This window comes from Nonomuraea sp. K271 (genome assembly GCF_009908215.1).
GTDB classification, from domain to species: domain Bacteria; phylum Actinomycetota; class Actinomycetes; order Streptosporangiales; family Streptosporangiaceae; genus Nonomuraea; species Nonomuraea longispora.
Window position 1 is genome coordinate 1 of record NZ_JAAAHR010000049.1, and the last position, 14,024, is coordinate 14,024.

Here is a 14,024-nt window from a genome sequence, read left to right on the forward strand (position 1 = left end):
CCCCCGGTCCGTCCCCCTACCTGCCTCCCGCCACCCAGCCGGTGCGCGGCGTGGTGTGGGGCATCCACCTCGTCCTGCCGCTGCTCGGCCTCTGGCTGCTGCTGAGCCAGCCGCACATCAACATCTCCTGGCAGCACAACGCCAGCCACTTCTGGATGATCGTCCTGGTGGCCGGGGTCAACGTCGTGCTCGGCGTCATGATCAGCGAGGCGTCACGGCGCCGCGACGACGCCCGCCTTTTCCTCGTCTCCATGGTGTTCCTGAGCAGCGCGGGTTTCTTCTTCCTGCACGGCCTGGCCACCCCCAAGATCATCCTGCCGACCGGCTCGCTCGGCTTCGACCTGGGCCAGCAGCTGGGGTTGTCGATCGCGGCGGTGTTCGCGCTCGGCTCGGCGCTGCCGATGGGTGAGGCTGCGGCCAAGTCCGTGCTCGGCGCCCAGCACTTCATCCGCGGCGCGCTCGCCGGCGTCATGGTGTTGTGGGGTGTCACGTCACTCGTTCCCGGCCTGACACCGCTCAGCGAGCCGCCGATGGTCACGCCGATCGGCTGGCTGGTGTGGGCGTCCATTCCCGGTCTGCTGCTCTACGGCGCGGCGAGCGTGCTGATGTTCCGGCTGCACCGCCGCCGTCCGTCGGCCATGCTGATCAGCCTCATCACGGCGTACGCGCTGCTGGCCGAGAGCATGGTCGCCGGGATGTCGCAGCTCAACTGGCACCTGTCCTGGTGGGAGTGGCACCTGCTGCTCACGTTCGCCTTCGTGTTCGTGGCCTACAGCGCCTACCTGCAGTTCAGGCGTGAGGGGGCGAGCGGCGGGCTGTTCGACTCGGTGGCCCTGGCCGCGACCGTCCGCCGCATCCAGCAGGACTACGACAAGGCGCTCGAAGAGCTGGTCGAGCACGTACGCCGCGGCGAACCGCTGGCCGCTGCCCGGCTGGCGGGCAAGTTCCGGCTCAACGAGGGCCAGGCGGCGGTGCTCGACCGGGCCGGCGAGGCGCTGGTCAACGAGCGTGAGCTGTCGGAGCGGCTGGCCGCCCTGGTCTCGGTGAGCGCCCAGACCCGGGTCGGCCTGCCCGAACAGGAGCTGCTGGCCTCGTCGCTGGAGCGGGTGCGGCAGGCGTACGGCGACGTCAAAATCGGGCTGGTCGCCGACGGGAGCACGCAGATCGGCTCGCGCGACTACCGCTTCGACGGTGACGCCCCGATCCGGCGCGACCGCCTGCTCGCCTTCCCCCTGACCGTCAAGGGCAGGCTCGCCGGTGTGCTGGAGGTGCCGATCGGCCGCACCAGCCAGGACGAGGCGCTGGCCGCCACGCTCGCGGGGCAGCTGTCCATCTCCCTGGAGAACGCCCGCCTCTACCAGGAGCTGCACACCCTGTTCCACCAGTACATGTCGCCCGACGTGGCGCACGCGCTGCTCGCCGACCCGGGTCAGGCCGCGCTCGGCGGTGAGGTGAAGGAGCTGAGCGCGCTCTTCGCCGACCTCAAGGGCTTCACGACGTTCTCCGAGAAGGTGGCGCCCGGCGAGATCGTCGAGATGCTCAACCGCTACCACACGGCGGCCGTGCCCTGCATCCTGAACAACGGCGGCACGATCGTGCAGTTCGTCGGAGACGCGCTGCTCGCCCTGTTCAACGCGCCCGCCCTGCAGGCCGACCACGCCAGGGCCGCCTGCCGGGCCGCGCTCGACATGCAGCGCGCCGCGGCCGAGGTGGCCGAGGAGATGGCGTGGAAGCGGGTCGACGACGTCGAGTGGCCGACGTTCCGGGTGGGCGTCAACACCGGCCCCGCCCTGGTCGGCAACATCGGCAGCCCCGAGCTGCGCGGCTTCAACGCGATGGGCGACTGCGTCAACGTGGCCGCCAGGCTCCAGGGCGTCGCCGAGCCCGGCACGGTCGTCATCGGCGAGACGACGTACAGGCAACTGGGCCGTGACGCGACGGTGCGGTCCCTGGGGCGGCTCAACCTCAAGGGCAAGGAGGAGCTCGTCGCGGCGTACGTTCTCACCGATCTGCCGTAGAAGGTCGTCCTCTATACCGACATAATCGGGCCATGAACGCTGAGCCCGGCGAGTTCCTGTCCCTGCTCACCGACGAGGAGGTGGCGGCGCTGCGCGCGGCGGGACGGCGGCGCCGCTGGGACCGCGGCACGACCGTCATCACCGAGGGCGACACGTACGACTGGGTGCTCGTGCTGCTGGAGGGCCGGGTGAAGGTCTCCTCGCACACGAGCAGCGGCAACGAGGTGGTGCTCGCCGTACGCGGCCCCGGCGGGCTGATCGGCGAGCAGTCGGCCATCGACGGCTCACCGCGCTCGGCCACGGTCACCACGCTGGAGCCCGTCACCGGCCTCGTCGTGCGCGACTTCGTCTCCTTCCTGGAGGCGCACGGGCGCGTCGCGGTGCTGCTCATGAAGCTCGTCAGCGAGCGGCTGCGCGACTCCGACAGAAAGCGCATCGAGTACGGCGCGTTCGACACCACGGGCAGGGTGGCGACGCGCCTGCTCGAACTGGCCGACCGGTACGGCGAGCAGACCACCAGCGGCCTACGCGTCGCGCTCCCGCTGTCGCAGGACGAGCTGGCCGGCTGGACAGGCTCGTCCCGCGAGGCCGTCAGCAAGGCGCTGCGCACGCTGCGCGACCGCGGCCTGATCGAGACCGGGCGGCGGCGCGTGACCATTCACGACGTCGAAGGGCTGCGCGCACGTGCCCGCTAACCTCGGCGCGCGCTGAACACGACCTCCTCGGTGAAGCGCTCGGGCCCCAGGTAGAAGGAGGTCGACAGGGTCCGCTCGGCGGTGTCGAAGAAGGTGCTCCAGAGCGTGGGGTACGGCGTGGGTTCGGAGGGCCGCACCGCTTCCAGGCTCTCCCGCAGGTCGCGGCCCGACAGCGTGACGCCCTTGCTGCGCTCGTACAGGGTGCGCAGCCGCCCGTACGTGCCGAACGTGGTCTCGGTGTCGGCGGGCAGCACCATCGGGTCCGAGTGACGGCGCAGCGAGTGGTTCGTGACGCAGAGCGGCGCGTCGCCGAACTGCACGATGTGCTCGGCGCCGTCCCGGCCGCGCTCCCACACGAACGCCTCGCCGTGCGCGTCGGCCACCAGGTAGTGCAACGGCGCACCGTGGTCGTACTGCTTGGCGCCGAGCAGCGCCTGCTTGGCCTGTTCCACGTTCTCGCAGGTCTCCACCAGGAACCGGGGCAGTTGCACGCTGCTCAGCCCGACCTGCGGGGAGACGTCCTCCGGCGGGGATCCCTGGTCGAGGTCGGCGTTGAGCAGCGTCACCGCCAGCCCGGCCTCATTCATCCCGTCCATGCAGCCGTCCAGGTCGGACATGGTGATCACGGTGGAGGCGAGGCCCTCGTCCGGAATCGTGGTGATCACGTACGGGCGCGACGCCATCGGCAGTTCGCCCGGCACCGGCTCGGTCGCCATGACCTCGCTGGTGGTCATCGTGAAGAAGTCGTAGTTGCGCCCGATCCTGCCGTGCCCGTCCGCCGACGCGGACGGCGGGACCCACAGGGCCGAGCAGCCGAAGCCCGCCGGGATGTACCACAGCCCGTCGAGGGCGAGTTCGTCCTGGCCCGGGTCCAGGCCGAGCGCCTCGGCCGCGCCGTCCATCCGGGCGTGATGCTGCGGCCAGTGCCGCTCGAACCAGGCCCGCCTGGCCCTGTTCACGGTGGGGTCCGACGGCTGCGGCCGCCAGCCGAGCCGCAGCGCCTCCTCGGTGAGCCGCCGGCCGATCTCGGCCTGGCCGCCCTCCAGGGTCATGTGACGGACGAGCTGGAAGTCGTCCCTGCTCCCCGCGATCTGGGTGATATTCATGCCGGCGAGACTGCCGCCCCCCGCTGACCGGGCTCCTACCGGCCACTGACCGACCGCTGGTGGCGCTCTGGCACATGTCTCATCCGAGGGCGGGGGCGAGCAGGCGTTCGACGTCGCGGTAGCGGGAGACGGGGATGAGGTGCACGCCGTCGAAGGCGCCGGAGTCGCGCAGGGCGAGCACCTGCTCGCAGGCCGCCTCCACACCCGCCTGGCGGTCGCCGGTCACCTGCTCCACCAGAGCGTCGGGCAGCGCGATGTCGGGGATCGTCGTGGCCAGGCTGCGGGCGTGGCCGGCGCTGGCCAGCACCATGACGCCCGCGTAGACCGGCGCGTCCACCGGGTGCGCCTCGCGCCAGCGCAACTGGGCCTCCACTGAGAAGGAGACCTGGAGGAAGAGGAAGTCGGCCGCGCGTTTCCAGGCCGGCAGCGGACGCAACCCCGCCGCCGCTCCCAGGCGGGAGCCGGGTGAGAACTCCCTGGCCTCCTCGATCATCGATCGCACCGTGAGATCGCTCGTACGGTTGCCGCTCGCCGGCTTGTCGCCGTAGACGAACAGGAACTGGTCGACGCCGTACGCGGCCGCCGTCAGCAGGTCGCGGCGGAAGCCGAGCAGGTTCCGGTCGCGCGAGTTGAGGCAGGCGATGCCTCGCCCGCCCATCGCCTCGACCTCGTGCGCCACCGCGACGCTCGACACGGTGGCGCGGCCGATGTGGTTGTCGGGGATGAGGAAGGCGTGGGCGACCTTGCTCATGGTGCCGATCTGGTGCCTGACGTGCTTCATGTCGGGCTTGGTCGGCGGTTCGATCTCGCAGATCAACTCAAAGGCCATGAACCACGACCCTAACGCCGGGCAGCCAGTGCTTCTATGCCGCTGAGCACCAGGTCGACGCCGAACGTGTCGTACAGGTGCGGGTCTTTCCGCTCGACCAGCGGGCCGGCCATCTCCACCAGGTGCGGGTAGCTGTCGGCGGGCAGTGACTGCAGAGAGAGCCGCTTGCGCCTGACCCGCTGCGCATCGTCCTCGCCGGACGGGGACGCCTGCTGGATGACCGGGGCGTCGGCGATGGCGATGGCGCTGTGCAGCAGGTACTGCGTGATCAGGCAGCTCTCCTCCACGCTGAACCCCGCCGCGCGGGTCAGCCTGAGCGCCTGGTCCCAGACGGCCAGGAAGTTCGGCACCGCGACGGCGTCGATCTGCTCGATCACGTCCTTGGCACAAGGGTGAGCGCGCAGGGTCCTGATCAGGCCCTCGACCAGGTCGCGCAGTTGCTCCTGCCATGGGCGCTCGTCGGCAGGCTTGGGCGCGAAGCCGCGGATCAGATGGTCGGCCATGCCGATGATCAGCTGTTCCTTGTTCTTGTAGTGCCAGTACAGAGCCATCGGGGTGACGCCCAGGTCGGAGGCCAGCCGCCGGATCGTGACGGCGTCGAGTCCTTCGGCGTCGCCGATCTCCAGGGCTCGATCCGCGATCGCCCCCGCGGTCAGTTTTCCCATCACGGTTGACAACTGTACAACGTACACGCTCAACTGTACATCGTACAAGTACGGCGTATAGGAGGAAATATCATGCGATGGTGGGCGCTTGGCGCGGTGACCCTGGGGACGTTCATGACGTACCTGGACAACAATGTGGGCAACGTCGCCCTGCCGACGATTCAGCGCGAGCTCGGGTTGTCGATCAGCGGCCTGGAGTGGATCGTGAGCTCGTACATCCTGCTCTTCGCGGGGCTCATGCTGGCGGGCGGCCGCCTCGCCGACGTGTACGGCGCCCGCAGGGTGTTCCTGACCGGCCTGACGATCTTCACGTTGTCGTCACTGGCCGCCGGCCTGGCCACCACGGGCGCGACGCTCATCGCGGCGCGGGCCGTCCAGGGCGTCGGCGCGGCGCTGCTCACGCCCACGGCGTTGGCGCTGATCGGCCAGATCTTCCCCGACCCCGGCGAGCGCGGCCGCGCCGTGGGCGTCTGGAGCTCCGCGGGGGCGCTCTCCATGGCGCTCGGCCCGTTCGCCGGCGGCTTCATCAGCGAGCACCTGCACTGGGGCTGGATCTACCTGATCAACGTCCCGATCGGACTGGTGACCTTCGGCCTCGCGCTCTGGGCCGTCAGGCCCGCCTTCACGCGAGTACGGCGCAGCCTCGACCTACCCGGACTGGCCACCTCCGCCGTCGCCCTGTCCTCCCTGACGTACGCGCTCATCGAAGGAGAGGCGGCGGGCTGGACCTCGCCTCCGATCCTGGCCGCGTTCGGCGTCGCCGCGGCGGCGGCCACGGCGTTCGTGCTGGTGGAGTCCCGGGCCGCGGAGCCGATGGCGGCGATGGTGTTGTTCCGCTCGCGGGTGTTCAGCGGCGGGCTGCTCACCAGCGGGATCTGGTCGTTCGGTGTGTTCGGCATCTACTTCTTCAGCGCGCTGTGGCTGCAGAACGTGCTGAGCTTCTCCCCCACCGAGGCCGGCGCCGCGTTCGTGCCGATGGCGCTCGTCATGGCCGTGGTCGCGATGTCATCGCAGCGCATCACCTCCTGGCTCGGCATCGGACGTACGGTGGCGCTCGGGATGGCGCTCATGGGCGTCGCGATCTACCTGATCTCCCGCGTCGGCGCCGACGGCGGCTACACGGACGTCCTGCCCTGGTTCCTGCTGTACGGCCTGGGCGGCGGCATGCTGGTGCCCCTGACGGCCGCTGTGCTCAACGGCATGCCCAAGGACAGGGCGGGCGTGGCCTCGGGCATGTTCAACGTGTCACGTGAGGTGTTCGGGCTGCTCGGCGTCACAGTGCTGGGCGCGGTCCTGAGCGTCAGGCAGGCGGCCGGAGACCGGGCGCCGCTGCTCGCCTTCCTCGACGGCTACCGGTTCGCCCTGGTCGTCGCGGCGGTCGTGATGCTCGTGGGCATCCCGGTCGCGCTCCACTCGCTGCGCAAGCCGGCCCCAAGCGACGAAGCCGCCGAGCCCGCCGAGCCCGCCGAGCCTCAGGCCACCGCCTCGGCCACCGCCGGCTCGGCGAACTGAGTGCGGTACAGCTCCTCGTACCGGCCCCCGGCTTCGAGCAGCTCGGTGTGCGTGCCGCGCTCGACCACCCGCCCGTCCTCGATCACCAGGATGACGTCGGCGGCGCGGATCGTGGAGAGCCGGTGCGCGATCACCACCGCCGTACGCCCTTCCAGCGCCTCGCCGAGCGCCGCCTGCACCGCCGCCTCCGAGGTGGAGTCGAGCGCCGCCGTGGCCTCGTCCAGGATCACCACCCTGGGCCTGGCCAGGAGCAGCCGGGCGATCGTCAGGCGCTGGCGTTCGCCGCCCGACAGCCGGTAGCCGCGCTCGCCCACCACCGTGTCGAGCCCGTCGGGCAACGACTCGATCAGCGTGGCCAGGCGGGCCCTGGTGAGCGCGTCCCACAGGTCGTCCTCTTCCGCCTCCGGCCTGGCCAGGAGCAGGTTGGCCCTGATCGTGTCGTGGAACAGGTGCCCGTCCTGCGTGACCATGGCGAGCGTGTCGCGGATCGAGTCGGCGGTCAGGTCGCGTACGTCCACCCCGCCGAGCCGTACGGAGCCCGCGTCGACGTCGTACAACCTGGGCAGGAGCTGCGCGATCGTGGACTTGCCCGCGCCGGACGAGCCGACCAGCGCCACCATCTGTCCGGGCTCGGCCCGGAACGAGACGCCGTGCAGCACCTCGACGCCGCCGCGCGTGTCCAGCGTGGCCACCTCTTCCAGCGAGGCGAGCGAGACCTTGTCCGCCGACGGATAGCCGAAGCGCACGTCGTCGAACTCGACCGACACGGGGCCCTCGGGCACCTCGCGGGCGTCGGGCTTCTCCTGGATGAGCGGCTTGAGGTCGAGCACCTCGAAGACGCGCTCGAAGCTGACGACCGCGCTCATGACGTCCACGCGGGCGCTGGCCAGCGCGGTCAGCGGGGCGTACAGGCGGGTGAGCAGCATGGCCATCGACACCACCGCGCCGGGGGCGAGCTGGGCGCGCAGCGCGTAGAAGCCGCCGAGCCCGTACACGAGGGCCAGCGCGAGCGCCGACACCAGGGTCAGCGCGGTCACGAAGACCGTCTGCGTCATGGCGGTGCGTACGCCGATGTCGCGCACCCGGCGGGCCCGGGAGGCGAACTCGGCCGACTCGTGCGCGGGCCGGCCGAACAGCTTGACCAGGGTCGCGCCCGGCGCCGAGAACCGCTCGGTCATCTGGTTGCCCATGGCGGCGTTGTGGTCGGCCGCCTCGCGCCGCAACCTCGCGATCCGCGTGCCCATGCGCCGTGCGGGCACGATGAACACGGGCAGGAGCACCAGCGCGAGCAGCGTGATCTGCCAGGAGATGGCGACCATGGCGACGAGCGTCAGCGCGAGCGTCACGACGTTGCCCGCCACGCTGGACAGGGTGTCGGTGAACGCCCGCTGCGCGCCGATCACGTCGTTGTTGAGCCGGCTGACCAGCGCGCCCGTGCGGGTTCTGGTGAAGAACGCGATCGGCATCCGCTGCACGTGGTCGAAGACGGCCGTACGCAGGTCGAGGATCAGGCTCTCCCCCAGCCCCGCGGACAACCAGCGGCTGAGCAGCCCGATGCCCGCCTCCGCGACCGCGAGGCCCGCGATCATCAGCGCCACCACGACCACCACGCTGAGCGGCTCGGCGTTGAAGATCGCGTCGACCACCCGTCCCGCCAGCAGCGGCGACCCCACCGCCAGGCCCGCCATGACCACGCTGAGCAGCAGGAACAGCGTCAGCATGCGGCGGTGCGGGCGGGCGAACGCGGCGATGCGCCGGAGCGTCGCCCTGGAGACGGAGCGACGCTCCTGCCGGTTGTTCATCGAGTACAGCTGGTGCCACGCGGTCATTTCCATGCTCATGGCGTGGAGACTAGATCCTCAACTTAACTTGAGGTCAAGAGCCGATCTTGAGGCCCTTCCTGTGCCAGACCACGGCCACCGACGGGCGCGGCTGGTCGCCGTCGGGCCAGCGGCTGCCCGGGTTGTCCGGGCTCGCGCCGTCGACCTCGCCCGGGTGCTGCACCGCGACGAACACGCTGCGCTGGTCCTTCGTGACCATCGGGCCGCAGGTCTCCGCGCCGAGCGGGACCGTGAGGAACTGGCGCAGATGGCCGCGTTCCCTGCCGCGTACCGGCATCACGAACAGGCCGTCGTTCGTGCCGAGCGCGTTGCCGTCCGTCGAGATCCAGAGGTTGCCGTCGCGGTCGAACGTCACGTTGTCCGGGCAGGAGATCGGCGAGACCTTCTTCTTGTCGTAGCCCGCGAAATAGGTGTTCGCGTCGTCGGGGTCACCGCAGACCAGCGGCACCGACCAGGAGAACCTCCTCGCCCCGGCGTCGTCGCGCCGCTCGACGATCTCCAGGACGTGGCCGTGCTTGTTCGAGGCGCGCGGGTTGGCCTCGTCCGCCTGGGCCGGGGTGCGGTCGGAGTTGTTGGTCAGCGCGACGTACACGCCGCCCGTGACCGGGTTGCGCTCCATGTCCTCAGGGCGGTCCATCTTGGTCGCGCCCACCTTGTCGGCCGCCACCCGCGTGTAGACGAGCACCTCCTCCGCGGTCATGCCCTTCACGTACGACCTGTCGCCCGAGACCAGCGGGATCCACTCGCCCGAGCCGTCGAACTCGCCGTCCTTCGGCAGCTTGCCCGACCCGTCGATCTCCTTCTCCGGGCTGTCGCCGGTGAACTTGGCGACGTAGAGGGTGCCCTCGTCGAGCAGGTCGCGGTTGTGCCGGTCGGCCCCCTGCCGGTAGCGCTCCTTCGAGACGAACTTGTAGATGTACTCGAAGCGCGAGTCGTCACCCATGTAGACGACCAGGCGGCCGTCACGGGCCAGCGTCGTGGTCGCCGCCTCGTGCTTGAACCGGCCGAGCGCCGTACGTTTGACCGGCGTCGAGTCGGGGTCGAACGGGTCGATCTCCACGATCCACCCGAACCGGTTGCACTCGTTGGGGTGCTTGGCCAGGTCGAAGCGCTCGTCCACCCGGTCGAACCTGCGGCTGATCTCCGGAGTGCCCTCCGCGATCGTGTAACGCTTGACGTACGGCCGCTGCTTCGCCGGCACCTTGTCGGCGTTGACGAAGTACTGGTCGAAGTTCTCCTCGGCGGTCAGCACCGTGCCCCACGGGGTCGTGCCGCCCGCGCAGTTGTTCAGCATGCCGACGGGCTTGCGGCCCTTGGGGTCGGCATCCGTCCTGAGCAGGGCGCTGCCCGCCGCCGGCCCGGAGAACATCATCGGCGTCTCGGCCGTGATGCGCCGGTTGTAGCGGCGACGCCCCTTGGTGACCAGTTTCCACTCGCCGGCGCCGCCCTCCCGCTCGATCTCCACGACCGAGCCGCCGTGCCCCGCCAGGCCGATCCTGATCTGCTCCTCGGTGGCCTCCGCGCCGCCGGGGTAGCCGCGGAACATCAGGTTCTCGTCGGTGTACTCGTGGTTCACCCAGAGCAGCGCCCGGTCGCGGCCCATCGGGAACATCGTCACGTAGTCGCAGTTGTACCCGAACTGCTTGCTCTGCGCCTCGGCGCTCTGGTTGTCGAAGTCGAACTCCGGCGCGTCCGGCAGCACCGGGTCTCCCCAGCGCACGACCACCGAGGAACGGTAGTTTTCCGGAATGGTCAGCTTGTCGTCCTTGTTCGGCCGCACCGGCGTGAAACGCAGGTCACCGCCCCGTCCGCCGTGCCGCTCGGCGGGCGCCGGCCTGGACGCCTCGGCAAGCGCCGGCGCCGCCCCCGCCGCGCCCACTCCCGCCACGAGAGCGCCCAGCGCCCCGGCGCGCAGCACGCCGCGCCGCGACAGCGCCTCCTTCACCACATCGCCGAAATAGGCATTGCCAGTGGTGTTGGCCACGTCATGCGCGCACGCGTTGCCGCAGCGGAACTGACAGGTCAGCGCGGATCGGCCACCACTGTGCGGGGTGGAGATCAGCGGAAGCAGCCGACCTCCCGCTTCGGGGTTCGACACAGGTCCTCCATCGAAGTGCGATCGTACGGCGGGGACGCTACGGCCACCGGCGAAACCTCAGGTGAACGAAGACCTCCGCCTTGATGAACGCTTCCCGGGAGACAATGGTCGCGTGTCACCACGCAAGCTCGACCAGGAAAAGCTCAGATCGGCCCTCGACGGCCAGCTCGTCGCCCTCGACGAACCTCCCTACGACGGGCCCCCTTCCGCCCTGCCCGACGCGCTCGTGTCCGCCGTGCTGGCCGCCTACGACCGCGGGCTCAAGCCCGAACGCGACGCGGCCAGGCAGGCGGTGCGCCACCTGCTCGACCGGCTGACGAGCGCCGCGCCAGGCAGGACCGTGGAGGTGCGCGTGCCACCATACGCGGCCGTGCAGGCCATCGACGGGCCCCGCCACACGCGCGGCACCCCGCCCAATGTGGTGGAGATGGACGGCCGCACATGGATCGAGCTCGCGCTCGGCCGCCTCACCTGGGACGAAGCCCTGGCCAGCGGCGCCGTACACGCCAGCGGGGCACGCGCGGACCTGTCAGCGCACCTGCCGCTCTAGGCGCCGCCGCCCATCCAAGGAAAGTGGCTCTCGAAACAACGGTCGGCGAGCTGGGGCGGCAGGCCGGCGCACTCCTGCGCCACGTTCCACAACCAGAAGGCCACGACCGCGAACAGGACCAGCGACAGGGCGCTCAGCACGATGCCGGCGATGGCGCGGCCCTTGCCGGCGCGTTTGGCGAGGGCCACGCAGCCGAAGACTATCGACAGAATGGCCGTGATCACACCCGTAAAACACACGAACACCAGGAACGGGCTCGCCACGCCCAGCACCAGCGAGGCGGTGGCCAGGCCGCTGCCCGGCCTGGCCTGCTGGTAGCCCGGCATGCCGTACGGCGATCCGGCGCCTGGACCGTAGCCGGGCGGACCGCCGTACGGGCTGGAGGGGACCGTACCGGGTACGGTCGGCTCGTCGTCACGCGGCCCCCCACCCGGGTACGCGCCTTCCTGGCCCTGCCGCTCCTCGCCCGGCCGCCCCTGCCGGCTCTGCCACCCTTCGTGGTAGCTCTGACCGAGGCCACCCTGACCGGAGCCGCCCTGCTCTTCCTGACCGCCCTGACCCTCCTGACCGCCTTGGCCCTCCTGGGGGTTCTGGCCTACCGGGTCCCGGGGGGCCTCATGAGCCGGGGTGCCGCCCCCGGGTGCCGGGGACGCTCCGGGCGTGCCGCCTCCCGGCGGTTCGAAGCTCGGCTGGTCGCCCTGCTCGTAGCGTGACGGCGCGGGTCTGCCCGGCCGGTCCCCCTCCGACGGGGTCGACGTCCAGCCCGGGTACGGCGGAGTGCTCCCAGGGACCGGGAACGCCCGGGTCTGCTCGGCGTCGCTCCCCGTCGGCTGCGGCACCTCCGGTGAGGTGGGCAGGTCGGGATGACGAGGTTCGCCGACCGGCTCGTGCGGGGGCGGCACGTCCGGGCGCGGCACAATGGGCGGCGCGGGAGCGATCGGCTCCTCACCCTCCCCACCAGCACCCTTCTCGGGCTCTGCGTGAAGGTCCGGGGCCGCTGGGTCCGGTGCCGCGGGGTCCGGGGCCGCGCCACCCGTGGGGCCGGCGCCGGGCAGGCCGCCGGCGGACCACTCCTCCGGTGGCTGGTCCCCGCCCGTCGGCCCCGGCTCGTACGGCCGGAGCACGGGTCCCCGTTCCTCTTCGTCCAGCGCGCCCTCGCGCCACCACTCGGGCTCGTGGTGCGGCGGAGCTTGGCGGGGCGCGTCCTCTTCCGGACGGCCTTCGCGCGGATCCTGCCCGCGGCGGGTTTCGTCCGGGTCCCCAGGTGTGGTCACGTCTGCGTCTCCCGACGGGTCTACATGCCGGATACTTCACCCTTTCGCGCAGGGCGACGCCTAAACCGCGCGACACGGTAAGAGGCCGCTCATCCTTGGGTCACCGTGCGCCAAAAATCCTGGCCGCAGGCAAGATGGGAGGATGCTGGACGAGACCCTGTCGTATGCGCTGATCAAGGTCGTCAAGACGCAACGCAACCGGATGGCCGCCGCGCTGGCCCCACTCGGCCTGCATGTCGGGCAGGAGATGTTCCTCAACCAGTTGTGGAAGGAGGACGGCCTGACCCAGGGCGAACTGATCGCCCGGCTCGGCGTCGAGCCTCCGACCGTCACCAAGACACTCCAGCGCCTGGAGCGTACGGGCTTCGTCCACCGGGTCCCGGACCCCGACCGGCCGCGGGTGAGCCGGGTTCATCTGACCGACGCGGGCAAGGCGCTGCGCGAGCCCGTGGAGGAGATCTGGACGACGATGGACGAGGACCTCCTGCGCGGGTTCGATCCCGGCGAGCGCGACCTGCTCGCGCAGCTGATCCGCCGCGCCATGCCCTGACGTTTTCACTACCGGCGAAACCGCCTTGCGACCGGACCCGCTTCTCTAGTTAGCTGGCTAATTAGTCGGCTAATCAAGGGAGGGGCTCTCATGCACGCACTGGTCACCGGCGGCTCGTCCGGCATCGGCGCAGCCACCGCACTCGCCTACGCCCGTGCCGGCGCGCGGGTCACGATCACGTACAACAAGGGGACTGACCGCGCCGCCGAGGTGGTCGCGCGGATTGAGGAGGAGGGCGGCGAGGCGGCGGCCGTACACCTGGACCTGGAGGACCACGCGACCGTCGCGCCGGCCGTCGCCGCGGCCGGGCCGGTGGACGCGCTCGTGGCGAACGCCGTCCGCTGGGGCACCGTCATGCCCGGCAGCGTGGCGTTCGAGGACGTGCCTGCCGCGGAGTGGTCCGCCGCGCTGCACGCCAACGTGGTCGGCAACGCCCTGCTGATCCAGGCGGTGCTGCCCCAGATGCGGCGCAGGAGGTTCGGCAGGATCGTCCTGGTCTCGTCGGGGGCGGCCGAGGAGGGGCAGCCGGGCCCCGGCCCGTACGGCACCGCGAAGATGGCCCTGCACGGCCTGGCCCGCGCCCTGGCGTGGGAGGCGGGCGGTGACGGCATCCTGGTCAACGTGGCCGTGGCCGGGCTCACCGTCACCGGCGGCCGGCACCCGATCCCGCAGCACGTGTTCGACGAGGTCGCGTCCAGGACCCCCACCCGCAGGCTGAGCACGGCGGACGACCTGGCGGCGCTCATCGTCTTCCTCGGTTCCGCGGACAACCGCAACCTCACCGGAGAGATCATCCGCGACGGCTCTAATGCGGGCAGGTCAGTCCACATAGGCTGACCTCCGACCCGGGTGTGCGAGCACGGAAGCCGCCGACCTAGACTGAGGC

The 14,024-nt window shown here is 70.9% G+C and carries 12 protein-coding genes; 6 read left to right on the forward strand and 6 right to left on the reverse strand.

The window, feature by feature from the left end; all coding sequences use genetic code 11:
- Together GUY59_RS18740 and GUY59_RS18745 are read left to right on the forward strand one after the other, a co-directional pair.
- Positions 1 to 2,018, forward strand: a 2,018-nt coding sequence (locus GUY59_RS18740; protein ID WP_201761037.1) for an adenylate/guanylate cyclase domain-containing protein, incomplete at its 5' end; no start/stop codon positions are given.
- 32 nt (positions 2,019 to 2,050) lie between these two features.
- Positions 2,051 to 2,713, forward strand: coding sequence for a Crp/Fnr family transcriptional regulator (locus GUY59_RS18745; RefSeq protein WP_138201912.1), 663 nt, complete (start codon positions 2,051 to 2,053; stop codon positions 2,711 to 2,713).
- Here the strand turns inward: GUY59_RS18745 and GUY59_RS18750 are convergent.
- From GUY59_RS18750 to GUY59_RS18760, 3 genes are all read right to left on the reverse strand, one after another.
- Positions 2,710 to 3,819 (reverse strand): C45 family autoproteolytic acyltransferase/hydolase, encoded by a 1,110-nt coding sequence (locus tag GUY59_RS18750; RefSeq protein WP_138201911.1) that lies wholly within the window; start codon positions 3,817 to 3,819, stop codon positions 2,710 to 2,712. The genes GUY59_RS18745 and GUY59_RS18750 overlap by 4 nt on opposite strands.
- Positions 3,820 to 3,898: 79 nt before the next feature.
- Positions 3,899 to 4,648, reverse strand: a complete 750-nt coding sequence (locus GUY59_RS18755; protein WP_138201910.1) for a methylenetetrahydrofolate reductase — start codon at positions 4,646 to 4,648, stop codon at positions 3,899 to 3,901.
- A gap of 11 nt (positions 4,649 to 4,659) precedes the next feature.
- Positions 4,660 to 5,313 carry a TetR/AcrR family transcriptional regulator gene (locus GUY59_RS18760; RefSeq protein WP_236667280.1) on the reverse strand — a complete coding sequence of 218 codons (654 nt, stop codon included), beginning with the start codon at positions 5,311 to 5,313 and terminating at the stop codon, positions 4,660 to 4,662.
- 72 nt (positions 5,314 to 5,385) lie between these two features.
- On the opposite strand from GUY59_RS18760, the gene GUY59_RS18765 reads away from it, so the two are divergent.
- Entirely contained in the window at positions 5,386 to 6,825 is a 1,440-nt protein-coding gene (locus GUY59_RS18765; RefSeq protein ID WP_138201908.1) for an MFS transporter, read from the forward strand.
- Here GUY59_RS18765 and GUY59_RS18770 read toward each other — a convergent pair.
- Positions 6,786 to 8,666 carry an ABC transporter ATP-binding protein gene (locus GUY59_RS18770; RefSeq protein WP_138201907.1) on the reverse strand — a complete coding sequence of 627 codons (1,881 nt, stop codon included), beginning with the start codon at positions 8,664 to 8,666 and terminating at the stop codon, positions 6,786 to 6,788. The two genes, GUY59_RS18765 and GUY59_RS18770, sit on opposite strands and share 40 nt — an antisense overlap.
- Before the next feature lie 34 nt (positions 8,667 to 8,700).
- Positions 8,701 to 10,764, reverse strand: coding sequence for a PhoX family protein (locus tag GUY59_RS18775; RefSeq protein ID WP_138201906.1), 2,064 nt, complete (start codon positions 10,762 to 10,764; stop codon positions 8,701 to 8,703).
- A gap of 112 nt (positions 10,765 to 10,876) precedes the next feature.
- Between GUY59_RS18775 and GUY59_RS18780 the strand changes: the two genes are divergently transcribed.
- On the forward strand, positions 10,877 to 11,314 hold the full coding sequence (locus tag GUY59_RS18780; protein WP_132332739.1) for a sterol carrier family protein: 438 nt from the start codon (positions 10,877 to 10,879) through the stop codon (positions 11,312 to 11,314).
- Here the strand turns inward: GUY59_RS18780 and GUY59_RS18785 are convergent.
- Positions 11,311 to 12,588 (reverse strand): DUF4190 domain-containing protein, encoded by a 1,278-nt coding sequence (locus GUY59_RS18785; protein ID WP_138201905.1) that lies wholly within the window; start codon positions 12,586 to 12,588, stop codon positions 11,311 to 11,313. The genes GUY59_RS18780 and GUY59_RS18785 overlap by 4 nt on opposite strands.
- A gap of 142 nt (positions 12,589 to 12,730) precedes the next feature.
- Here GUY59_RS18785 and GUY59_RS18790 point away from each other — a divergent pair, with 142 nt between their 5' ends.
- The gene (locus GUY59_RS18790) at positions 12,731 to 13,138 is read left to right on the forward strand and encodes a MarR family winged helix-turn-helix transcriptional regulator (RefSeq protein WP_138201904.1); all 408 of its coding nucleotides are present in this window, start codon (positions 12,731 to 12,733) and stop codon (positions 13,136 to 13,138) included.
- A gap of 90 nt (positions 13,139 to 13,228) precedes the next feature.
- Entirely contained in the window at positions 13,229 to 13,975 is a 747-nt protein-coding gene (locus GUY59_RS18795; RefSeq protein WP_138201903.1) for an SDR family NAD(P)-dependent oxidoreductase, read from the forward strand.
- The last annotated feature ends 49 nt before the right edge of the window (positions 13,976 to 14,024 follow it).